Genomic DNA, 21,465 nt, shown 5'->3' on the forward strand with positions numbered 1-21,465 from the left:
ACCGACCACGCGGGCCGGTGGCGGGAAACGGGTCTGTCAGCCCAGGACCATCGACATCTCGGAGAACAGCGACTGCGCGAACTGCTTCTCGTCGATCTCGCCGTAGCGCATCTGCTCGTGCAGTTCGCCCCACTTCGCCTCGATGGTGCCGTAGCCTGCCGGCAGGATCGGATAGCTCGCGGTCAGTTCGTCCTGGATCGATGCGATGTAGTCGAGGTTCACGGTGTCGGCAGGCTGGCGATCGATGGCGGCCTGACCGGCCTCGGTGGGCGGCGTGCCCAGCGAGGTGCCGAAGATCTCGGCGACCTTCGGGGAGGTGGCGAGGAAGTTCACCAGAGCGGCCGCCGCCTGCGGCTGCTTCGAGTTGGCTGCCACGCTGAGCATCATGCTGGGGTGCGGGGCGAGGATGTGCGCCTTCTCCCCCGCGTCCAGGGGCGGCTGCACCATGCCGATGTTCTCTGTTCCGGCGTCGGTCATCCCCTGCAGCACGGTAGTGGACCAGTTGAACCACACGGCGGACTCACCGGCCAGGAAGCCGCCCTTCGGAGCGAGGGCGACGCTGCGCTCCACCGGGTAGAAGTCTCCGGCGTCGCGCAGCTTCTTGCCCGTCTCGAGGTAGTCAACGACGTCCTGCTCGGTGAACGCGGCCTTCCCGTCGGCGTCGAAGACCTCGTTGCCGCGCTGCATCATCGCGTAGATGAAGCCGACGAAGCCGCCGGTGTAGTCCTCGGATCCGTAGATACGCGGGTCCGTGGCACCTCCCGCCTTGTTCACCTGCAGGATGAAGTCGTCCATCTCCTCCCACGTCATGGTGTCTGTGGGATAGGGGACGCCGAGCTCGTCGAGGATGTCCTTGTTGTACATCAGCGAGTAGGCGTTGGTTCCCAGCGGCACACTGAGCAGCTTGTCCTTCACAGTTCCGGCACCCAGCACCGCATCGGACACACCGTCAAGGGGAAGCACCCCACCGCGGTACGGGTTCAGATCCGCCAGCAGATTCTTGGACGCGTACTCCCCGAGGTAGCCGGCGTCGATCATGACGGCATCGGGGAGAGAGCGTCCCGCGGCCTCGGTGTTGCGCGCGGTCCAATAGTCGCCCCAGGCGTTGAAGTTTCGCACCACCGTGATGTTGGGATACTCCTCGTTGAACGCGGCGATGGCCTGTTCGAACCGCGCGGCGCGGTCATCGTTCCCCCACCACGCGAACGTGATCTCGGCGGACGAATCCGGGTCGAATGATTCGCCGGGCGCAGGTGCCGCGGTGCCTCCCGAGCACCCGGACAGCGCGAGCGCGGCCACCGCAGTGAGCGCGACGGCGGACAGTGTCTTCAGTGACATTGCATTCCTCCTGTGTCAGCGGGCTGTGCCCGCGGGATCCACCGTGAGGCGACGGATCCGGATGAGTTTCTGGTGGGGGGTCAGGTTTCGTCGCCGGCGATCAGCGCACGCAGGCGAGCGAGGTCGGCTTTGGGTTCACGGTCCTCGGTGAGCAGGCCGTTCTGCTCCTGCATCGTGTCGGTGAGCTGGGTCCAGCACCATCCGGCCAGACCGTCCGGGCGCCCGCGGAAACCGCGCGTGCCGGAACGGACGGCACCGATGATCTCGTCGACACGGCGGACATAGTCGTCGACATCGGAGGCCTCGGAGTAGCCCCAGGAATCCGCTGCCGGAGCCGTCGCGGCGAACTTCACGCCACCGAACTCCGTCACCATGATCGGCTGCACGCTGTCCTGCGTCCCCGCCAGCCGCAGGCGCCGACCGGCGGGACCGATGCCCTCGAGGTCGCGGCGAAGCTGCGACTCGGCAATGTCGTAGCGCCGGGAGAGCACGCCGCCGTCGGCCTCGTAATCGTGGATCGTCCACAGGTCGGAGGTGCCGAGCTCCCACCCGTCGTTGGAGATGACCGGACGCGTCGTGTCGAGCGCGCGGGTGAGGTGGTAGAGCGTCTCGGCCAGGGCACGCTGGTCCGCGCGCGCCGCGATGTGCTGCACGCCCCAGCTCTCGTTCAGCGGCACCCACGTGATGATGCACGGGTGGCTGCGATCGCGCAGCACCGCCTCGGTCCACTCACTCACCGTGCGCTGAACGGACTGCGCGGAGAAAGTGTAGGTCGCGGCCATCTCGCCCCACACCAGCAACCCGAGCCGGTCCGCCCAGTAGAGGAAGCGATCGTCCTCGATCTTCTGGTGCACACGGACCGCGTTGAAGCCCAGCTCCAGGACGAGTTCGGCCTCCCGGCGCAGCGCGTCGGCGGACGGAGCAGCGAGGTGCGACGTGGGCCAGTACCCCTGGCTGAGCACCGAGCGCAGCACGATCGGGCGATCGTTGAGAAGCATGGCGCCGTGAGCAGTGCCCACCTCGCGCAGCCCCAGATAGCTCGCGACGACGTCGGTCGGCCGGTCGCCGACGACAGTGGTGACCCAGGCATCGAGGAGCACGGGCGATCCCGGGCGCCAGACCAGTCGCTCGTACGCCTGACCGTTGCTCTGGCCCGCCAGCGGAACCGTGAGGGAGGCCGACAGCCCGTTCGCATCGACGGCGGCCGTGCCGAGCACCTCGCCGTCATGCGCGATCACGACCTCCACGCGCGTCGGGGTGCGTCGCGCGAGCGTCACATCGACGCGCGCGGTTCCCGCGGCGAGCTCGTTCGTCCAGTGCAGATCGGTCACGTGCTGTTCGCCGACGGACTCGATCCACACCGGCTGCCAGATGCCGGTAGTGCGGTGGTACCAGATCGCGTGGGCGCCGGTTTCCCAATCCTGTTTGCCGCGTGGCTGGGCGAGATCATGCGGGTCGTCCTCGGCGCGCACCACGATGACATCCGGGCTGTCGTGACGGCCGAGGGCATCGGTGACATCGAGCACGAAGGGCGTGTGTCCGCCGACGTGCTCCCCCACCGCGATGCCGTTCACCCAGACCCGGGCACGGTAGTCCACCGCGCCGAAGTGCAGCAGCGCTCGTCGGCGGTCCCCGTGACCAGCAGCCGCGAGGTCCTCCTCCGCGATCTCACGCCGGTACCAGACCACCGGGTGGAATCCGGTGTCCCCGATGCCGGACGCACGCGACTCCGGAGGGAAAGGAACGAGGATCGCCCCCGCCAGATCGCGACCGTCGAACCACCCTTCGGCAAGGCCCACGTTCTCGTCGTCGTAGGCGAAGCCCCACGTGCCGTCGAGCTCGACGAAGGACGAGCGCACCAGCTGGGGACGCGGACGCGCCGGCTCCAGCCGGCTCGCGCGCAGTTCGGCGGTGGGTGGGGTGGGAGGGTGCGACACCGTGCGGCTCCTTCGCCTGGATCTCTCCAGTGATTCAGCGTTGAACTATGAGAAACGAGAACCAAGCTGACGATCCGACCACCGTAGTTCCACGTTGAATCATCACGATAGTTCCACGTTGAACTAGAGTCAACAGGAAGATGCATCGAAGATGAGATGCCGGGGACGGGAGGAGGCGGGATGACCCGACGGGTAACCCTCGCCGATGTCGCCGCGCGAGTGGGCGTCAGCGCGAAGTCGGTGTCGAACGTCGTCAACCAGACCGGGTGGGTGGGCGATGAGGTACGCGAACGCATCCTCACCGCCATTGATGAGATGGGCTACCGTCCGAATCTCGCGGCGCGGCAGCTGCGAAACGGCCGCAGCGGGCTCATCGCCCTCGTGCTCCCCCGTCTCAGCGAGCCCTACTTCGCCGAGTTCGCATCCCGCTTCGTGCGCCGCGCGCAGGTGCGCGGCCTCACGGTGCTGATCGCTCAGACCGATGGGGCCCGCGACGCGGAGCTGCGCATGATGACCGGCGAGGGATTTCCTGCGCTGGACGGGATCGTGCTCAGCCCGCTCGGGTTGACCGCTGATGACGTCGCCGGGCGGGACGCTTCCTCGCCGCTGGTGCTCATCGGTGAGGAAGCGGAGAATCTCGTGGGATCCGACGTGCACCACGTCGGCATCGACAACATCGCCGCCGCCGCTGCGGCGACGACAACGCTCCTGGACAGCGGATGCCGGCGCATCGCCGTCGTCGGAGTGCAGGAGAGCGGTCCGGGCGCTACGTCACGACTGCGTTTGGAGGGCTATCGACGCGCGCTGGCCAGTGCCGGCATACGGGTGGATCCCGCCCTCTTCGCCCCGGTGCACGACTTCAATCGCGCCGAAGCGTCGCGCGCAGTGCGAGAGCTGCTGAGCTCGGGGACGACGTTCGACGGCATGTTCTGCTTCAGCGACACACTCGCCCTCGGCGCGCTCTACACACTCGCCAGCGAGAACATCTCGGTTCCCGGTGACGTGCAGGTCATGGGCTTCGACGGGCTGGAGGAGGGGCAGTACCATTTTCCGGCGTTCTCCACCATCGATCCCGGCATCGACGCCGTGGCCGATACGGTGCTCGATCTTCTGCCTACCCCGCCGCCCGTCGGGGTTCGTCACGTGGTTCCGCACCACGTGGTGCGTCGCTCGGACCGCCGCGCCGATTGATGACGGTGCTCGCGAAGTCGGAGCCAGGGCGGCGGAATGCTGCGTCTGGCGATCTGCGCGGATCTCCGACGCGAGCGCGCCTCGCGTGCGTGTGATCAGTCGCGCCGTGTTCCGGTACGGCGCGGGCGCTCGGGGATGGCGACAAGGGCCAGCACGAGGCAGCCCATCGCGGGCAGCAGGAGCGGGGCCAGCACCGTGGTGATGAAGCCTGTGAAGGCCACCGCCACCGCCGTGTAGACGGTGCCGCCCGCATCTGCCGCGACCGCGGCAGGCACGCGCCGGAGGGTGGCGATCCAGCCGACCTCGGGCGTGAATGACGCGGCGGCCAGCGCGATCACCGTGCCGAGCGCCACCAGCAGCACCCACCCGGCGATGGCCACCACGGCTCCGCCGGGGACCGAGGGCGCCACCAGGATGTCCAGGGCGAGAACGGCGGCCACCACGAGAGCCGCGACACCGATGCCGATGCCACCCCGCAGCGCGGCGCGGAAGTCCGCGAGCAGCTGTCGCATGGACGAGCCTTCCGCCCCGATGAAACGGCGGACGTGCGCGGTGCCCGCGGCGAGCGCGGCCGGCAGGGTCACGAGCGGGAGCGACAGCGCAGCCACCACAACTCCGGCGAGCAGCACCTCCCCCAGCAGCGCGAACTTCGCCGTGGCACCCGGGAAGCGCGCGATCGGCGCGCTAGCCGGAAGCGGACCACTCCCTGACCGCGCGGCCCGATCGGCCGCGCGGCGGGACCGCATCTGCGATGCGGCACTCATCCCTTCAGCCCCTGGGTGGCGACGCCGTCCACCAGGAAACGCTGGAACACGATGAAGAACAGCAGCACCGGCAGCAGAGCGAGCACCGACACCGCGACCGTCGCGCCGTAGTCCGACGAACTGGTCTGATCGTTGAACACCCGCAGCGCCAGGGGCAGCGGGTAGTTGTCGGGCGAGTTGAGATACAGCAGCGGGCCGAGGAAGTCGTTCCAGCTCCAGATGAACGCGAAGATCGAGGCCGTGACCAGCGCGGGCTTGATCAGCGGCAGGATGATCGAGAAGTAGATCCGACCGTGACCGGCGCCGTCGATGCGGGCCGCCTCGTCCATGTCCTTCGGCAGGCCCCGGATGAACTGCACCACCAGGAAGACGAAGAACGCGTCGGTGGCCAGGAACTTGCCGATCAGCAGCGGGACGAAGGTGTCCACCAGTCCGAGCCCGCGAAACAGCATGTACTGCGGGATGATCAGCACGTGAAACGGCAGCAGAAGCGTGCCGATCATGACGGCGAAGAAGATGGCGCGACCACGGAAGTTGATCCGCGAGAAGGCGTAACCCGCCAGCGACGCGGAGAACACCGTTCCGATCACCGCTCCCACTGCCAGCAGGAACGAGTTCAGGAAGAAGCGCCACAGCGGCACGCCGCCGACACCCTCGAACACCGTGAAGAAGTTCTGGATGGTGGGGTTCTGCGGCCAGAAGCTCTGGTTGGCGCCGAACTCGCTGGTGGGCTTGAAGGCGGCCAGCACCATCCACGCCAGCGGGTAGAGCACGAGCGCGGTGATCGCGATCATCACGATGATCCAGATCACGCTCTGCCAGGTCTTGCGGCTGATGGAGCGGCGAGAAGCTGTCGCCCCGGGGGCGATGCCAGCGTCGCGCAGTCCGATGTTGGTGGTGGTCATCGGTCATCTCCCGCGTAGTGGACCCAGGTGTTGGAGCTGCGGAACAGGATGTACGCGAGCACGGCGACGCCGATCAACAGGACCCACGCCATCGCTGACGCGTAGCCCATCTGACTGTTCGTGAACGCGCGGGTGTAGAGGTACACCGTGTAGAAGTTGGTGGCGCCGGCGGGGCCACCCGTGCCGGAGCCGATGATGTACGCCGAGGCGAACACCTGGAACGAGTTGATCATCTCCAGCAGCAGGTTGAAGAAGATCACCGGCGACAGCATGGGCATCGTCACCGAGGCGAACTTGCGGAACGGACCGGCACCATCCATCTCGGCGGCCTCGTACAGCTCCTGCGGCACCTGCTTCAGGCCCGCGAGGAAGATCACCATCGGCGCACCGAACTGCCAGACCGCCAGCAGGATCATCATCGGCAGCACCAGGGCGGGGATGCCCACCCAGCCGCCGATGTTGATGCCGAACAGGCTCAGAGAGCTGTCGACGGGACCGTCGGTGGAGAACATCGCCCGCCAGACGATGGCGATGCTGACGCTCGCACCGATGAGCGACGGAGCGTAGAACGCGGACCGGAAGAACCCACTGCCCTTGTTGCGGAAGTTAAGCAGCATCGCGACGCCCAGAGCGGCCGCGAGCTTGATCGGCGTGCCGACGAGCACGTAGATCAGCGTGATGCGAACGGAGTTCCACCACACGTCGTCGGAGAACATGCGGGTGAAGTTGTCGAACCCGATGAAGCGCGGTGCGCTGAAGATGTCGTAGTTCGTGAAGGCCAGGTAGAGCGAGAACAGCATCGGCCCCGCCGTCAGGGCGAAGAAGCCGATGAGCCACGGCGACAGGAAGATGTAGCCGGCCGCTGTTTCGCGGCGGCGTGCTGCCCGTCCCCGGGTGTTGCGCGAGCCCGGGGCGCCTCCCGCCCGGCCGGCGGCCGAGCGGGAAGCGGAGGCGGGCGAGACGCGCCGGGTGGGCGTCGAGACCGATTGCGTCATGATGTCCGGGCCTCAGCCCAGGGTGACCTTGGCTTCGTCGAAGAACTGCTTGACAGCCTCGTCGACGGTGACACTGCCGAGTCCCAGCGCCTTGCCGAGATCCCAGAACTTCTGCTCCAGCGCGCCGTAGCCGACCACGGCGGGCGGCGGGGCGTCTCCGATGCGGTCGGCAGCGGACTCGATGTAGTCGGCGACCTGCTTGTCGACACCCTCCAGCGTGGTGCCCTCGAGCTTCGAGGAGGAGGCCGGGAAGCCGAGCGTGGTACCGAAGATCTCGCCGGCCTCGGGGCTGTTCACCACGAAGTCGAGGAAGGCCGCGGCGGCAGCCGGGTGCTTGGTCTTCGCGGAGATGGCCATCTGCAGACCGCCCTGACGGTACAGGTCCTTCGTGCCGACCTTGTACGTCGGCGGTGCGACGAGTTCGATCGAGGAGGCACCCGAGTCGGCGATGTAGCCGCCGAGGAAGTTGCTCCAGCTCATCTCGCTCGCGGTGAGGCCCGCGCCGAAGCCGGACTTCGGGTTGATCTCCTCGAGCTTGCTCTGCGGGATCGTGACGCCGTCGCGCAGTGCGTCTCCTGAGCTCCAGAAGTCCTTCAGCTCCGCTTCGTCGAAGCCGAGCTTGCCGTCATCGGTGTAGAGGTTCTTGCCCTCGCTGCGCAGCTTGAGCTCGAACTGCTGGATGCGCTGGGTGTAGTCGGTGCCGCCGTAGACGGCGCCGCCGGTCTTGTCGGTGACCTCCTTCATCCACGTGTCGAAGTCGTCGAACGTGGCGTCCGCTGCCGGAGGGGTGAGTCCGTTCGCGGTCAGCAGGTCGGTGTTGATGAAGTTGGCCCAGAGGCTGTAGCCGGTGGGCAGGGAGAACTGCTTGCCGTCGAGCTGGCCGGTGCCCTTGAGCGAGTCCTCGAAGGTGGACATGTCGATCTCGTCGCTGACGGTGCTGAGATCGAGGAGGTAGCCCGCCTGGCCGTACTGGCGGAGGTAGGAGTCGGAGAACTGCCAGACGTCGGGCAGACCGCCACCGGCCGCCTCGGTCTGGCGCTTCTCCCAGTAGGAGGGGAAGTCGGTGAAGGTGCCGTTGATCGTGATGTTCGGGTATTCCTCGTTGAACTTCTCGATCAGCTGGTTGTAGCGGTCGGCGCGGTCGTCGTTGCCCCACCAGGTGAAGGTGAGCGTGACCTTCTCGTTGGGGTCGAGCGTGGCTGCTCCTCCGGCGGATCCGGCATCGGTGCCGCCTCCGCAGCCGGCGAGCGCGAGTGCGGCACCCGTGATCGCGGCAACCGCCGCGAGTCGCTTCTTGCTGAACATCCTTGTCCTCTCTGTGGCGCCCGCTGATGGCGAACGTCGGTGTCCGTGCTGTGCTGTGTGCGTGTGCCCGGCGCCGGGGATCATCATCCGAGAGCCGCACGGGAAAGCGCTTGCCAGGACATTACCACCGATTGAAACGACTCACAATGCGCGACGGGGGAAATCTCTGGGACCGGTCACAGTGTATCGATCGGGTGCGGGCGTGAGGGGCTCGTCAGCTCAGCGCGTGTGAGTTATCGCGAGCAGACCAGCCGTCCACGACACGCACGTCAGCACGGAAGACCGCGCGGGGACGCAGGATGTGATGGGCTATCGCGAGCAGACCAGCATGCCGTCCACCACACGCACGTCAGCACGGAAGACCGCGCTGCGGCGCAGGTCGTTGTTCTCGGCATCCGCGATCTCGACGCCGCTCCACGCCGGATGGGTGAAGTAATACAGCAGGCCCGCATCGCCACGCACGATCACCATGCCGTGCCGACCGACCTGCACCCCGGCGGCATCGTCACTCTCGCCCAGGATCACCGCGTCGGCCCCACCCTGCCGCTGCCAGTGGGCGGCGTCATCGCTGCGATAGACGGCCATCCCGCGCCATTCGTCCACGATCATCCAGAACCACCCGCCGAGCCGGAACACGAAGGGGCCCTCGTGGGGACCGCCACCGATCGCGACTCCGTCGGGCACCCACGACCGGAGATCCTCCGACACCGCTGTGCGCGTGACAGAGTGGGCTGCCTCGTCCTTGAACCACATCCGCCAGCGGTCGCCGACGCGCGCCACCGCGGCGTCGATCACTCGATCGCTGCCGAGGTCGATCGGCCCGCACCGACGGAAGCGGCGGAGGTCCTCCGAGCGATATTCGACGATCCGCCGCTCATGCCCCTCCCACCGGTCCGGAACGCCGTCGATCTCGGTCAGATACATGAGCCACTCGTCGCCGACACGGATCAGCTCGGGCGCCCAGTGCGTACGATCCACGTCCGGCGGGGGCGGGCCGAGAGCAAGTTCGAGTCCCGCGCCGGAAGGCGCCAGCGTGCCGACGTAGCTCCAGGCGAGCCCGTCGTCTGAGCGAGCGACGCCCACCCGCGAGCCGTGCACCCACGCCACACCGGGGCCGGGATCGGGGTGATCGGCACGGCGCTGGGTATAGAGCATCCACCAGGTGCCCTCACCGTCGATCACCACCGTGGGATCCGTGGCTCCGTCGTAGACCGGGTCCCGATACAGCGCGCGCGGATGGGTCACGGGGTGGCCCGGCGCTCGATCACCGGGCTCGCGAAACTGTCACGATGCGTGGGGTGTACAGCCAGGTCGGCTGGCGTGATGACCGCACCGTCAGCTGCCGCCGATGCGTAGATGGCGGCGACGATCTCGAACGAACGCGATGGGTGATCCGCGGTGTCGGGCAGGTCGCCTCCCGAGCGAAGCGCATCGAAGACGTCACGCAGCAGGGGCGCGTGCGCGCTGGCTTCCTCGTGGTCGGGGAACGCCCAGCTCGCGGCCTCCGCCTCGAAACCGGGTGCCGGCGTGATCCGCCAGTTCTCGTGACCGTGTCCGTACAGGTGATCGACCGTGATGGTCGCGCGCTGCGTGTCGATGCGGATCGAACTGGTCTCGCGCGGCGATACGGCGCTGGTGGTCACCTGCGCCACCGTTCCGCTGTCGAAGGTCACGGTGGCCGTGGACATGTCCTCGGTCTCGGTCTCCCGATCCAGCCGCCAGAGCCGCCCCTGCACGCCGGACCAGTCGCCCAGCAGGTGCGCCAGCAGATCGAGCTGATGGATCCCGTGCCCGAGCGTTGTGCCACCGCCCTCGGTGGCCCACTTCCCCCGCCAGGGCACCGCGAAGTAGTCGGCGTCGCGGAACCACAGCGTGTTGCAGATCGCGACCAGCGGCCGACCCAGCGCACCCGATGCCAACAGGCCCTTCACGTGCGCGGCGGCCGTCCCGGTGCGCTGCTGGAACACGACGGCCAGCCGGCGGTCTGCCGCCAGGGCTGCGCGACGCATGTCATCCAGCTCCGCGAGCGAGGCGGCCGGCGGCTTCTCCACCACCACGTGCGCGCCCGCCTCCAGTGCCTCGATCACCTGCCCGCGGTGCGCTCCGGGAGGCGTGCACACCAGGACCACATCGGGTTGCTCCGCGGCGAGCAGCCGGGTGAGGTCCGGGTAGCTGGCAGGAACCTCCCACTGCGCGGCGAACGCCGCGGCACTGTCGGGATACAGGTCCGTCACAGCGACGATCTGGGCGTGCGGGTAGGCCGCGACTGCCTCGGCGTGGAGGCGGGAGACGCTCCCCGTGCCGACCAGGGCGACGCGAAGATCATGAGGGATCGGCGGTGGAGTCATGAGAGCTCGTTTCGGTGAAGGTCAATGGGTGAGGGTTTCGTGCGCAGCTCGAGCGAATCTGTCGTGTCATCTGCCCAGCGCGAAGACGCAGGGACCGTTCGTCTCAGCGTCTGTCAGTGGGCGACCAGCGCCGATCGCCGCACCTGCGCGACGTGTTCGGCACCAGCGGTCGGCGCGAGCTCGTGGACATCGGCACCGCCGATGAGCAGCACGGCCGCCAGCGTGAGGGACGCACCGGGCTCCAGCACGGTCTCCTCGTGGAAGAACGGAGCGGGATTGAGGCCCGCGTACTCCTCGGAACGCGCGAACCACGGCTCACTGTCGGATGCCGCATCGGCATTCAGCATCAGCACTCCCGCGGACCGATCCGGCGCCGCATACGAGAGCCAGGGTGCGACGCGGCCTCGTGCCTCGTCGCCGACCCGACCGTCGGGCGCGGTGATGACACCGCCACGGAAGCTCTCCGGACCACGCCAGAAGATGCCCGCATACCCGGCGTTCTCCCGCCCCTTCGAGGTCGGCGAACCGAAGGCCAGCGGGGTATCCGTCTCATTGCGCAGGTCGCTCTCCCACGTCAGCGCCCAGGTCTGCTCGTCCACGACGTCGGCCGTGATGCGCCGCCGCTCCGCGAGCACCGCGTCGCCGCCCTGTGAGCGCCACGTCAGCGAGGCGGTGATGCGGGCGGGCTCGTCGTCATGCCCCTCCGCACGAAGGCCACGATGTACCTGCGCACCGTTGTTCGCCAACTGCACGTAACCCTCGCCGTGCACGTAGGTGGGACCACCCCAGAAGTTGTGCGAGCCCACCGCCGGAAGCGCGAGCGACAGTCCCTTGTGCCACACATGGTCGGCGGGTCGATACGCGGTGACGTCGATCCCAGCACGGGTGCGCAGCGTCAGATACGGACGCGGAGATTCGATCTGCGGCTCGGAGGGACGAAAGACGTACTCGGCGATGATGCGCCCCTCGTCGCGCAAGGCGACGCGGTCGATACCGGCGGCGATGAACTGCATGAGTTCTCCTCGAAATGGGGGGGTGCGTCCACGATAGGACGGATTGCGGGAAAGCGCTATCCGTCCTATCGTGGCTTCCATTGCACGGTTGACCATCGGGCCCATCCTGTTCGGACATCACTCAGAGGCGAGAGAACATGCTCAGCACACATGACAGGAGTTCGCCCCGGGACATCGTGCGAGACCACGTCGCGTCCGGACGCCTCCCGTCGGCCGTGCTCGGTATCGCCGACGCGTCCGGGGTGCGGGAACTCGTCGCGTTCGGCGCGGACCCCGCAGACCGCTTTCCGCTGTTCTCGATCACGAAGCCGATCGTCGCGCTGACCGCGGCGCGATTGATCCAGGACGGACGACTGACCGTGGACACCCCGCTTCAGGCGGCGCTTCCCGAGTTCACGGATGCCACGCCCACCCTCGCCCACCTCGCCTCTCACAGGTCCGGTCTCGACGAACCGCCGCTCGACACGGCGGTGCCGCTGCGCCACGAGCTCCTCACGCGCGGGCAGGTCTTCGCGCCGGGCAGCGCCGTGGAGTATTCGACGCTCGCCTACTCGGGGATCGCGGCGCTCATCGAGCACGCCGGCGGTCAGGGCTGGGAGGCGGAAGTCGACGACCTCTTCACATCGCTGGGCGCGCCGCACGCGGTCTCCGCCGATCTCGCCGACGCGCATCCCATTGCGGACGCGGCTGCCGCCGGACACGACATGACGACGTTCGCCGCGCAGCGCAATCCCGGTGCCGGACTCGGAGGACGAGCCGAGGATCTGCTGCGGCTCGGCTCGGCACTGCTGCGGATCACGGCCGGCGACGACCAGCAGTTCCTCTCTCCTGCCACGCTCGACGCCATGCGCGTGCCGCAGACGATCGGACTGCCCCGCTTCGATCCCGCCTCACCCGCGGCGGATCGGGAGTGGGGGTTCGGCTGGCACATCGCGCCAACCGGATTCGGCGATGATGCCGTGTTCGGTCACGGGGGCTGGGCTGGCACGGAGTTCTGGATCCATCCGACCGCAGGGCTGGCGTGGGTCCTGCTGACCAATCGCGCCATCCGCGACGGAGTCGACGCGGCAGTCCTCGCGCGTGCGATCGCAGATTCACGATGAGGGCGCGCGTTCTCCGCGTCGTCCCTCGTCATCGCGCGCGCGGTCGCAGATTCACGATGAGGGCGCGCGTTCCCCACGTCGTCCCTCGGATGCTCGAGAACACGGGCATCCTGGTCCTGGCCCGAACGATCGGAGACTCCCGATGACCACCCTCATCGCAACGGTGCCGCACTGGCCGAACCCCCCGCGGCGCGCGAGTCTGCCGGCACCCGGCGAGGAGGCGCTGGGAATCGTCGTCACCGACCGAGCCGTTCTTCGCGACGGACGAGGCGTCGTTCCGGTGTCGGGCGAGCTGCACTACTCCCGCGTGCCTCGGGCGCGCTGGCGCGAGCGGCTCGAACGGATGCGCGCCAACGGCATCACCCTGGTCTCCACCTACGTCATCTGGGCGCATCACGTGCTGGCCGATGGCAGCACCGACTTCACCGGCGACCGTGATGTCGCGGCCTTCATCGACGAGGCGCACCGCGCCGGTCTGGGCGTGGTGCTGCGCATCGGACCGTGGGCGCACGGCGAGGTGAGAAACGGGGGATTCCCCGACGCCGTGCAGGCGCTCCCCGTCGCGCACCGCACCGAGGATCCGGCGTACCTCGCCGTGGTGCGACCCTGGTTCGTCCGCATCGGCACCGAGGTCGCTCGATCCGCCCATGCGTCGGAGGCGATCTGGGCGATCCAGCTGGAGAACGAGCTGTACGACCAGCCGGCGCACCTCAGCACGCTGCAGCAGCTGGCGCGCGAGGCGGGTCTGCGCGCGCCGCTGTGGACGGCGACGGCCTGGGGCGGGGCCCAGCTGCCGGAAACCGGCGTCATGCCGCTGTTCGGCGGCTACGCCGACGGGTTCTGGGTGGATCCGCAGGAGGATTGGCACCCGAGCTTCCGTCAGCACTTCGTGCCCTCCCACGAGTGGGATGACCCGGGCACGGGAGCCGACGTGCGAGCCGCGCTCGGCGCGAGCGACACCGTGTCGGGCACGCGCCTGCTCGGATTCCCGCCCGCCACGTGCGAGCTGGGCGGCGGCATGGCCACGGCCTATCATCGTCGGCCCGTGCCCGCGGGTGCCGATATCGCCGCGGTTGCTCACATCAAGATCGGCAACGGATCGGCGTGGCAGGGGTACTACATGTTTGCCGGCGGACGAAACCCGCGACCAGGGCTGGGCGAATCGCACGCGACGGGCTACCCCAACGACGTCCCCGATCTCAGCTACGACTTCCATGCTCCGCTGGGACAGGGAGGCACAGCGGGCGCGGCACTCGCTCCACTGCGGGTACAGCACGCGTTCCTGCAGGCCTTCGGCGACCGTCTCGCCGAGTTGCGCTCCGCCCTTCCTGATTCCGGTTCTCCCAACCCCGACGACCTGAAGACGCTCCGCTGGGCTGCACGTCTCGCTGACGATCCAGACCCGACCGGGTTCGTGATGGTGACTCATCACCGCGCCCACGAGCAGGTCGAGCCGGTGACGGGCGTGCGATTCACGCTGCACGGGGGCACGGATGTGGTGTTCCCGGACGCTCCGATCACGATCGCTCCGGGTACTCTCGCCCGCTTCCCGGTGAACCTCGACTGGGGGGATGCGCGGCTGTCCTGGGCTACCGCGTCGGCCGTGACGCTGTTGAACGGCGACAGCTCGACACTGGTGCTCGTGTCGGTCGATGGCGTGCCGCCGCGCGCTGCGATCGGAGGGTCGGCGACGCCGCTGCCGCTCGGTACGACGCGGATTGGCGAGAGAGCCGACCTCCTGGTTCTCCCCGCTGCCGTCCACGACCAGATCTGGGTCATCGAGCACGCCGGCAACCGCACGTTGTTCCTGAGCGACGGCGATCTGCGTTGCGACGGGGCGGGAAGCGTCCTGGTCCGTGGCGCGACGTTCGTGCAGGTATATGACGTCGCTGGCCGGAGCTTCGTGTCGGTGCATCCGGATGGCCCCGAAGCGGATGCCGTGGCCGACGTGACGCACGCTGACGAAGAACACGCAGTCCGCGCGGTGATGCGCGATTCGGCTATCGGCACGACGCGGATGCCCGTTGGAGAGCCCACACCGGTCGCGGCGCACCTGGTGCGCGCCGGCGGCGACGTCCCTGCCGACTACGGCTTCCGCGACGGTCGTCACACCGCCCCGACCGAGCCGGACTACGAAGCCTTCGCCGCACATATCGTCCTCGATGTGCCGGTCCGGCCCGACGCCACGGACACCGTCCTGTCCATCGATTGGGAGGGCGATGCCGCTCGTCTCCGCCGTGACAGCGAGATCATCGACGACCGGTTCTGGGACGGCAGCACCTGGCACGTGTCGCTGGCTGATCTTGCGCCCGGCGCGCACGAACTCCTGCTCGAAATACTGCCGCTTTCCCGCCGATCGACAGTGGGTCTGCCGGCCCCGGCGGCTGAGATCCAGCGCGGTTCGCAGGTCCCCCTCGCTCGTGTCATCACTGCCCGGGTTCGTGATCTCGGCCCCTGGCACCCCCTCCCGCGCCTGTCGTGAGTTCATGAACATGGGGCGGACGAATGGTCCATCCCGGGGTTTCGTCATGCATCCGCCGCATGCTCATGCGCTCGCCCACCACGGTGCGCACACGGTGTGGAGTCAGTCCGCCACCACAGAACTCGCGCGCTGCACGATGTGCGCCGGGATCACGCGATGCACGTCGGTGTCGGAGTCAATCCGCCACCACAGAACTCGCGCGCTGCACGATGTGCGCCGGGATCACGCGATGCACGTCGGTGTCGGCGATTGCCAAGCCCATCGCGGCCGCGGCGAGACCGGCGAAGTCCTGCTCGACCGTGGTGAGCGGTGGCCAGAAGTTCACGGCGTCGGAGATGCCGTCGAACCCCGCCACCGCGACGTCGGCGGGAATCGCCCGGCCGGCGGCATGCAACGCGTGCATCGCCCCGAGCGCCATCTGATCGTTCGCGCAGAACACCGCGCGCACCTCGGACGCACGGGCCAGCTCCGCTCCCAGTCGCCGTCCCGATTCCGCGGTCCAGTCGCCCCGCAGTGGATCGGGCGCCACGAGATCTGCTGTCTCGTGCGCACGCCGCCACCCCTGCTCGCGGGCCTGCGCCGCGAACGAATCCGCGGGACCCGCGATGTGGTGCGCTGGAAAGCCCCGCGCGAGCAGGTGCGAGGTCAGCTCGAACGCGGCGCGCTCGTGATCCGAGCGGACCGTGGGGTAGGGGACATCGGCGGGCGCATCGACCAGCACCAGGCGGATCGGTGCGCTCACCACATCGGCGATGTATCGCGTCGCCTCGTTGACGATTACCGCGGCGTCGACACCCTGCTCCGCGAGCCGGTCTACGGCGTCTGCGAGCGCCACGTTCTCCCCCAGCGACACCAGCGCGATCGAGTATCCCTCGCGCTCGGCGGCCGCGGCGACCGCCTGCAGCATCAGCGAGTTGCCGACGGTCTCCAGTGTCGCAACCACCACGCCCAGCACCTCGGATCGCCCCGTGCGCAGGGCCCGAGCGGCGCGGTGCGGACGATAGCCGAGTTCCGCGAGCGCGCGCTTCACCCGCAGCCGGGTATCGGGGCTGACGTTGTCGTGACCGTTGATCACACGTGACACGGTCTGCCCGGACACTCCGGCCAGCGTGGCCACGTCGCTCATCGCGGGGCGGCGTGCGGAAGTCATGCCTCACATGGTGCCATATCCCGGCCAAGACAGGCATGTTGACGTCAACATCATTCGCTGATTATGCTGGCGCACGGGTCGAGACCCGAGAGAGGAACGTGTCATGGACGTCGAGCAGCAGGTGAGCACACTCGGTGCCGGAGTGATCAAGCGCAGCACGCGCCTGGCCGACGGTCGCGAGCTCATGTACTTCGATGACGCGGACACCACGCTGCCGGCCGCACGCGCCGTCGACGCCCGCGCCCTGGATCCGCGGCCCGCGACCGCCACCATGCGCCAGGACGTCCTGAGCGGCGACTGGGTCTCCATCGCCGCAGCTCGCCAGAATCGCGCGATGATGCCGCCGGCCGAGCTGGACCCTCTCGCGCCGCAGACGCCCACCAATCCGTCCGAGGTTCCGTCGCGCTATGACGTCGCGGTGTTCGAGAACAAGTCGCCGTCGTTCGGTCCGCAACTCGCCGAGGCGTTCGGTGCCGCCCCCGCAGCCGAGGACGCGCCCCGTGGACTCGACGATCTCGCCGAGCTCGGGCTCGGCCGCACCCGCACATCGGTGGGTCGCTGCGAGGTGGTCTGCTTCAGCCCGGAGCACGCCGGCTCCTTCGGATCCCAGACGCCCTCGCGGGCGCGCACGATCATCGAGGCCTGGGCCGACCGCACCGCGGCGCTGTCCGCTCTGCCGGGCGTGGAGCAGGTGTTCGTCTTCGAGAACCGCGGCGCCGCCATCGGCGTCACCCTGCCGCACCCGCACGGCCAGATCTACTCCTACCCCTACGTCACCCCGCGCACCACGAGGCTCCTCGAGTCCATCGATCAGCTCGGCGACGACCTGTTCGACCGGATCCTCGAGTTCGAGCAGGCGGGCCCGCGCGTGGTGCTGCGGGGAGAGCACTGGACGGCGTTCGTGCCGTTCGCCGCACGATGGCCCATCGAGATCCACCTGGTCCCGCACCGCCACGTCGCGGACTTCGCGGAGACCGACGAGGCGCAGCGGGCCGAGCTCTCCCACCTCTACCTGCGGCTGCTGCGCGGAGTCGACGCCATCTACGAGGACCCGACGCCGTACATCGCCGCGTGGCATGCCGCACCGGTGAACCGCGCGCGCGGCGGCGCACGCCTGCACCTGCAGTTGACCAGCCCGCGACGCGGTGCCGACAAGCTCAAGTTCCTCGCCGGAAGCGAAGCCGCCATGGGCGCGTGGATCGGCGATGTGGCACCGGAGGCCGCCGCGGAGCGCATCCGTGCCGCGATCGCCTCCGTCACGCTCTGACCGGAATCCACCCACCGGGCATCCCGCACCCCCACCGGCCGTCCGCACGGCCACCCCGACACCGCATCCACCGGCGACGACGCCGCTCAGAAGTAAGAGAGACCCCGTGAGCGAGACCACTGCCCGCGACCTGTTCCGCACCGCGTATGCCGCCGAGCCCACCGCCGTGTACTCGGCCCCGGGCCGCGCCAACCTGATCGGCGAGCACACCGACTACAACGACGGCTTCGTGCTGCCGTTCGCGATCCCCGCACGCACGTTCGCCGCCGTGGCACGGCGTGACGATGACCGCATCCGCGTGATCTCCTCCTTCTCCCCGGAGCCGGTCGAGATCGCCCTCGCCGATCTCGACGCCCTGTTCCCGACCGACGGTGAGCCCGCGGTTCCCACCTGGGCCGCCTACCCCCTCGGCGTCGCCTGGGCACTGCGCGCCGCATTCCCAGACGCGTCGACCACCGGGCTGGACTTCGCCTTCGACTCGGATGTTCCGGTCGGGGCGGGCCTGTCGTCGTCCGCAGCCCTGGAGGGTGCCACGGCCACCGCGATGAACGAGATCTGGGGCCTCGGCGCGGACGCCACCGTGCTCGCGGTCGCCGGGCGCAAGGCCGAGAACGAGGCCGTCGGGGCACCCACCGGCATCATGGACCAGATGTCGGTGATGCACGGGAGCGCCGATGCCGCCACGTTCCTGGACTGCCGCACCCTGGAGGTCCAGTCGGTGCCGGTGGGCTTCCAGGCGGCGGGGCTCGAGATCCTCGTGATCGACACCCGCACCTCGCACGAGCACGCCACCGGCGGCTACCGCGCGCGACGTGAGTCCTGCGAACTCGGCGCTCGCGAGATGGGAGTTCCCGCCCTGCGCGACCTCGCCGTCTCCGACCTCGTTCTCGCGGAGGAGAAGCTCGACGACGTGACCTTCCGTCGCGTGCGCCACATCGTGACGGAGAATCAGCGCGTGCTGGACACCGTTCGCACCGTTCGCGAGCAGGGTCCCGGGGCGATCGGCGAGCTGCTGGTGGCTTCCCACGTGTCCATGCGCGACGACTTCGAGATCTCGACGCCCGAGCTGGATCTCGCCGTCGACGCGAGCCTCGCGGCGGGCGCGATCGGTGCCCGCATGACCGGCGGCGGTTTCGGCGGTGCCGCGATCGCCCTGGTTCGTATCGAGGATGCCCCCGCCGTCGAGTCCGCGGTACGCGCGGCTTTCGCGGCAGCCGGGTTCACGGAGCCGTCGGTCTTCCCGATCGTCCCGTCCGAGGGTCCCCGCCGCGATGCGTAGTCACGCGCATCACCCGCGCAGTCACGCGCATCACCCGAGCAGTCGCACGCATCACCCGAGCAGTCGCACGGTATCGCGAGGCTCTCCGACCCACTCGACCGCGCCTCAGCGCCCTGGGCCGTCTCGCCTCAACGCTCATCCGGATCACGAGCAGAAGAGTTTCCGCGTCGGAAGATCATTTCCAGCGCGCACCACGTGATCCTCACATCCGAGATCAGCGCTGCGTCAATCCGAGCTCAGCCCTGGGTCGGCGCGAACGGGTCTGCCCGAGTCGCAGCACCGAGCGGATGACGCCGCTCGGAAAGCGGACGCGGGCCGGCGGCGCGAACGTCGGGAACCCGGATCCCCAGAGCTTCGGCCGGAGATCCTTCTCGCACGCGCAGGTCGCGGGCGGCGACATCCACGAACAGCGGATCCGCTGTCAGCGAGTGCCGATCATGTCCGAGGCGCTCCCACTCGGAGTCCAGGTGTTCGATGATCTCGAAACCGACAGAGCCATCCGGCTGCGTCTCACGTTCGGCGTTCGCCGCTCGCGTCGCATCGGGAACCGGCGCGGCATCCCAGAACAGGTTGAGGTCGCTGTCGATGCGGAAGTGTCGAATGTCGCGGTGATCGGGGTAGCCGACGAATGCCGGCATCCCCGCCCCCACCACGATGTTGCGATGGAAGGTGAACGACACGTGCTGCTCGGGGCGCGTGATCGACACCTGCCCATTGCGCCCGAAGGCCCACACGTTGTCGCGGATGATGACCTCGCGACCGTAGTGCTGGTGATAGGCCTGACTCGACACGTCGTGCACCACGTTCTGCTCGATCACCACGTGGGATGAGCCCTCATCGAGGTAGATGCCCCAGCCGCCGTAGTTGGCGCAGTCGATGTCGTGGATGTGGTTGCCGCGCACGACCGTGCCGGGCGCGATGCCCAGCAGGTAGACGCCACCCATGTCGTTCAGCAGACCACCGCCGAGATGGTGGATGTGATTTCCCTCGATGCGGTTGCCCTCCGACGGGCTGTGCAGGTAGTCCCACATCCAGCCGACGGAGATCCCGGAGTAGCGGAAATCACGGATCTCGTTGTGCGCGATCACGTTGTGCGAGCCGTGTTGGAACAGCACCGCCACGGCGTTCGGATAGACCTGGCCACCACGCTCGATCACGCAGTCCGACACCTCGTTGGCCTGGTTGTATTCCGGTCCGAGGGCGTCGATCCCGCCACCGCTGCGCACAGCGCCGGCGCCCAGATCGCGGAACTCGACGCCGCTGATGAGAGCACCGCGGGTGCCGGCGCCGAGACTGACCCCGTAGCCGCCGACCCGCTCCACGGCACCACCCAGCAGAGCGCAGGAGCGCGCGTGCTCGAAACGGATCGCTGCCGGGACCGTGCTGGCCGCCTGCACGTCGGAGGCGTAGCGCCCATCAGCGGGAAGCTGCGGATCCTCTCGCACACCGAACGGTGCGGCTGCCGCCGGCACTTCGGCGAAGTCGGCCTCCACGAACCGCACGCCCTCGAACCGCACCTCGCGCACGGGTCGATCCGCCGTTCCCGCCAGGACGACGAAGGCATCGACGACGGGCAGACGCACGTCCAGGTCAGCGATATCCGTGCCCGGCTCCGGCAGGTAGAGCACCTGAGCGCTGTCGGCGCCGACGAGTTCGCCGGTCGGGTCGAGGTACCACTCCCCCGTGACCTCACCGAAGCTCTCGGCCACGTTGTCCAGGTAGTAGCGCGCGAACAGCGCCGCCGCGTCATCGCGGAGCGCGAAGATGCTGCGCAGCGAGCTGGTGATGGTGTGGGCATCGCGATCGATGGTCTCGATCGGCATCCGCTCCTGCACCCAGTAGTGCGGGACCACGATCTCGACGGCGTGCGGCTGCGCGAGGTCGGGAATGTCGCCCTCGGAGAAGCGGAACGACGCGGCACCGTCGAACAGAGTGCCGACGAAACTGCCCGCCGGATCCAATCCGTCCTGCTCCGCCACGCGCAGGAAACCGGTGCGCGGATGGCGGGGGCGGGCCGCTGCGACACCATCGACGTAGAGCCGCCGCCCGACGGCGCGCGGAGCGGGAGCGGCGAAGGCGTCCACGCCGTTCACCGTCACCGGACGCCAGCCGGTGATCCGCGCGGCGCCGCGCAGCACGGGTGGGTCGGCGGGGTCGGCGGCGACCACCGAGGTGAACGAGTCCGCGGCGGTGAAGACCACGGGGGCGGTGTGCTCGTAGTCGCCTCCCGACATCCAGATCACGGCACGCTGGCCCGGCTCTCGACGACGCCGCACGAGCTCCAGCGCGTGCGCGAGGCTACTGGTCGGGTAGCCGCGCGACCCGTCGGCGTAGGGCGAGCCGTCGGACGCCACATGCACTTCGATCCGGTCGGTGCTCACTCCTGCT

16 protein-coding genes are annotated in these 21,465 nt (G+C 68.7%); 5 read left to right on the forward strand and 11 right to left on the reverse strand.

The annotated features are described in order from the left end of the window. Positions 1 to 36: 36 nt before the first annotated feature. Both ACI3KU_RS07645 and ACI3KU_RS07650 read right to left on the reverse strand, forming a co-directional pair. On the reverse strand, positions 37 to 1,338 hold the full coding sequence (locus ACI3KU_RS07645) for an ABC transporter substrate-binding protein (protein WP_404921711.1): 1,302 nt from the start codon (positions 1,336 to 1,338) through the stop codon (positions 37 to 39). Between the two features lie 80 nt (positions 1,339 to 1,418). After that, the gene (locus tag ACI3KU_RS07650) at positions 1,419 to 3,275 is read right to left on the reverse strand and encodes a glycoside hydrolase family 2 protein (protein ID WP_404921712.1); all 1,857 of its coding nucleotides are present in this window, start codon (positions 3,273 to 3,275) and stop codon (positions 1,419 to 1,421) included. Positions 3,276 to 3,455: 180 nt separating this feature from the next. Here ACI3KU_RS07650 and ACI3KU_RS07655 point away from each other — a divergent pair, with 180 nt between their 5' ends. Then, complete coding sequence (locus tag ACI3KU_RS07655; protein ID WP_404921713.1) at positions 3,456 to 4,466, forward strand: LacI family DNA-binding transcriptional regulator; 1,011 nt, start codon at positions 3,456 to 3,458, stop codon at positions 4,464 to 4,466. A 95-nt stretch (positions 4,467 to 4,561) separates the two neighbouring features. Here ACI3KU_RS07655 and ACI3KU_RS07660 read toward each other — a convergent pair whose 3' ends face one another. The 7 genes from ACI3KU_RS07660 to ACI3KU_RS07690 form a co-directional block, all read right to left on the reverse strand. Next, the gene (locus ACI3KU_RS07660) at positions 4,562 to 5,230 is read right to left on the reverse strand and encodes a hypothetical protein (protein WP_404921714.1); all 669 of its coding nucleotides are present in this window, start codon (positions 5,228 to 5,230) and stop codon (positions 4,562 to 4,564) included. Further along, positions 5,227 to 6,135 (reverse strand): carbohydrate ABC transporter permease, encoded by a 909-nt coding sequence (locus tag ACI3KU_RS07665; protein ID WP_404921715.1) that lies wholly within the window; start codon positions 6,133 to 6,135, stop codon positions 5,227 to 5,229. Before ACI3KU_RS07665 ends, ACI3KU_RS07660 begins: the two co-directional genes overlap by 4 nt. Further along, positions 6,132 to 7,130: a carbohydrate ABC transporter permease gene (locus ACI3KU_RS07670; RefSeq protein ID WP_404921716.1), complete on the reverse strand. Its 999-nt coding sequence runs from the start codon at positions 7,128 to 7,130 to the stop codon at positions 6,132 to 6,134. The genes ACI3KU_RS07665 and ACI3KU_RS07670 overlap by 4 nt, the downstream gene beginning before the upstream one ends. Before the next feature lie 12 nt (positions 7,131 to 7,142). Continuing rightward, the gene (locus ACI3KU_RS07675; RefSeq protein ID WP_404921717.1) at positions 7,143 to 8,435 is read right to left on the reverse strand and encodes an ABC transporter substrate-binding protein; all 1,293 of its coding nucleotides are present in this window, start codon (positions 8,433 to 8,435) and stop codon (positions 7,143 to 7,145) included. Between the two features lie 309 nt (positions 8,436 to 8,744). Continuing rightward, positions 8,745 to 9,680: a hypothetical protein gene (locus ACI3KU_RS07680; protein ID WP_404921718.1), complete on the reverse strand. Its 936-nt coding sequence runs from the start codon at positions 9,678 to 9,680 to the stop codon at positions 8,745 to 8,747. Further along, positions 9,677 to 10,783, reverse strand: a complete 1,107-nt coding sequence (locus ACI3KU_RS07685) for a Gfo/Idh/MocA family protein (RefSeq protein WP_404921719.1) — start codon at positions 10,781 to 10,783, stop codon at positions 9,677 to 9,679. Before ACI3KU_RS07685 ends, ACI3KU_RS07680 begins: the two co-directional genes overlap by 4 nt. Before the next feature lie 113 nt (positions 10,784 to 10,896). Then, positions 10,897 to 11,796 carry a PmoA family protein gene (locus ACI3KU_RS07690; protein WP_404921720.1) on the reverse strand — a complete coding sequence of 300 codons (900 nt, stop codon included), beginning with the start codon at positions 11,794 to 11,796 and terminating at the stop codon, positions 10,897 to 10,899. 137 nt (positions 11,797 to 11,933) lie between these two features. Here ACI3KU_RS07690 and ACI3KU_RS07695 point away from each other — a divergent pair, with 137 nt between their 5' ends. Further along, positions 11,934 to 12,899: a serine hydrolase domain-containing protein gene (locus tag ACI3KU_RS07695; RefSeq protein ID WP_404921721.1), complete on the forward strand. Its 966-nt coding sequence runs from the start codon at positions 11,934 to 11,936 to the stop codon at positions 12,897 to 12,899. A 142-nt stretch (positions 12,900 to 13,041) separates the two neighbouring features. Further along, the gene (locus ACI3KU_RS07700) at positions 13,042 to 15,381 is read left to right on the forward strand and encodes a beta-galactosidase (protein ID WP_404921722.1); all 2,340 of its coding nucleotides are present in this window, start codon (positions 13,042 to 13,044) and stop codon (positions 15,379 to 15,381) included. Positions 15,382 to 15,556: 175 nt separating this feature from the next. Here ACI3KU_RS07700 and ACI3KU_RS07705 read toward each other — a convergent pair whose 3' ends face one another. Beyond that, positions 15,557 to 16,531, reverse strand: coding sequence for a LacI family DNA-binding transcriptional regulator (locus tag ACI3KU_RS07705; RefSeq protein WP_404921723.1), 975 nt, complete (start codon positions 16,529 to 16,531; stop codon positions 15,557 to 15,559). A gap of 103 nt (positions 16,532 to 16,634) precedes the next feature. On the opposite strand from ACI3KU_RS07705, the gene galT reads away from it, so the two are divergent. Both galT and galK read left to right on the forward strand, forming a co-directional pair. Next, positions 16,635 to 17,798, forward strand: coding sequence for a galactose-1-phosphate uridylyltransferase (gene galT, locus ACI3KU_RS07710; RefSeq protein WP_404921724.1), 1,164 nt, complete (start codon positions 16,635 to 16,637; stop codon positions 17,796 to 17,798). 106 nt (positions 17,799 to 17,904) lie between these two features. Next, positions 17,905 to 19,077 carry a galactokinase gene (galK, locus tag ACI3KU_RS07715; protein ID WP_404921725.1) on the forward strand — a complete coding sequence of 391 codons (1,173 nt, stop codon included), beginning with the start codon at positions 17,905 to 17,907 and terminating at the stop codon, positions 19,075 to 19,077. Positions 19,078 to 19,313: 236 nt separating this feature from the next. On the opposite strand, the gene ACI3KU_RS07720 is transcribed toward galK, so the two are convergent. Next, the gene (locus ACI3KU_RS07720) at positions 19,314 to 21,458 is read right to left on the reverse strand and encodes a right-handed parallel beta-helix repeat-containing protein (RefSeq protein WP_404921726.1); all 2,145 of its coding nucleotides are present in this window, start codon (positions 21,456 to 21,458) and stop codon (positions 19,314 to 19,316) included. Between the last annotated feature and the right edge of the window lie 7 nt (positions 21,459 to 21,465).

Origin of the sequence: Microbacterium sp. ZW T5_56, assembly GCF_044987425.1 — a bacterium.
GTDB lineage: Bacteria > Actinomycetota > Actinomycetes > Actinomycetales > Microbacteriaceae > Microbacterium.

Coding starts and splice junctions, on each gene's coding strand:
- ACI3KU_RS07645 (WP_404921711.1), bottom strand. CDS start 1,338: ATGTCACTGAAGACACTGTCCGCCGTCGCGCTCACTGCGGTGGCCGCG.
- ACI3KU_RS07655 (WP_404921713.1), top strand. CDS start 3,456: ATGACCCGACGGGTAACCCTCGCCGATGTCGCCGCGCGAGTGGGCGTC.
- ACI3KU_RS07660 (WP_404921714.1), bottom strand. CDS start 5,230: ATGAGTGCCGCATCGCAGATGCGGTCCCGCCGCGCGGCCGATCGGGCC.
- ACI3KU_RS07665 (WP_404921715.1), bottom strand. CDS start 6,135: ATGACCACCACCAACATCGGACTGCGCGACGCTGGCATCGCCCCCGGG.
- ACI3KU_RS07670 (WP_404921716.1), bottom strand. CDS start 7,130: ATGACGCAATCGGTCTCGACGCCCACCCGGCGCGTCTCGCCCGCCTCC.
- ACI3KU_RS07675 (WP_404921717.1), bottom strand. CDS start 8,435: ATGTTCAGCAAGAAGCGACTCGCGGCGGTTGCCGCGATCACGGGTGCC.
- ACI3KU_RS07685 (WP_404921719.1), bottom strand. CDS start 10,783: ATGACTCCACCGCCGATCCCTCATGATCTTCGCGTCGCCCTGGTCGGC.
- ACI3KU_RS07690 (WP_404921720.1), bottom strand. CDS start 11,796: ATGCAGTTCATCGCCGCCGGTATCGACCGCGTCGCCTTGCGCGACGAG.
- ACI3KU_RS07695 (WP_404921721.1), top strand. CDS start 11,934: ATGCTCAGCACACATGACAGGAGTTCGCCCCGGGACATCGTGCGAGAC.
- ACI3KU_RS07700 (WP_404921722.1), top strand. CDS start 13,042: ATGACCACCCTCATCGCAACGGTGCCGCACTGGCCGAACCCCCCGCGG.
- ACI3KU_RS07705 (WP_404921723.1), bottom strand. CDS start 16,531: ATGACTTCCGCACGCCGCCCCGCGATGAGCGACGTGGCCACGCTGGCC.
- galT (WP_404921724.1), top strand. CDS start 16,635: ATGGACGTCGAGCAGCAGGTGAGCACACTCGGTGCCGGAGTGATCAAG.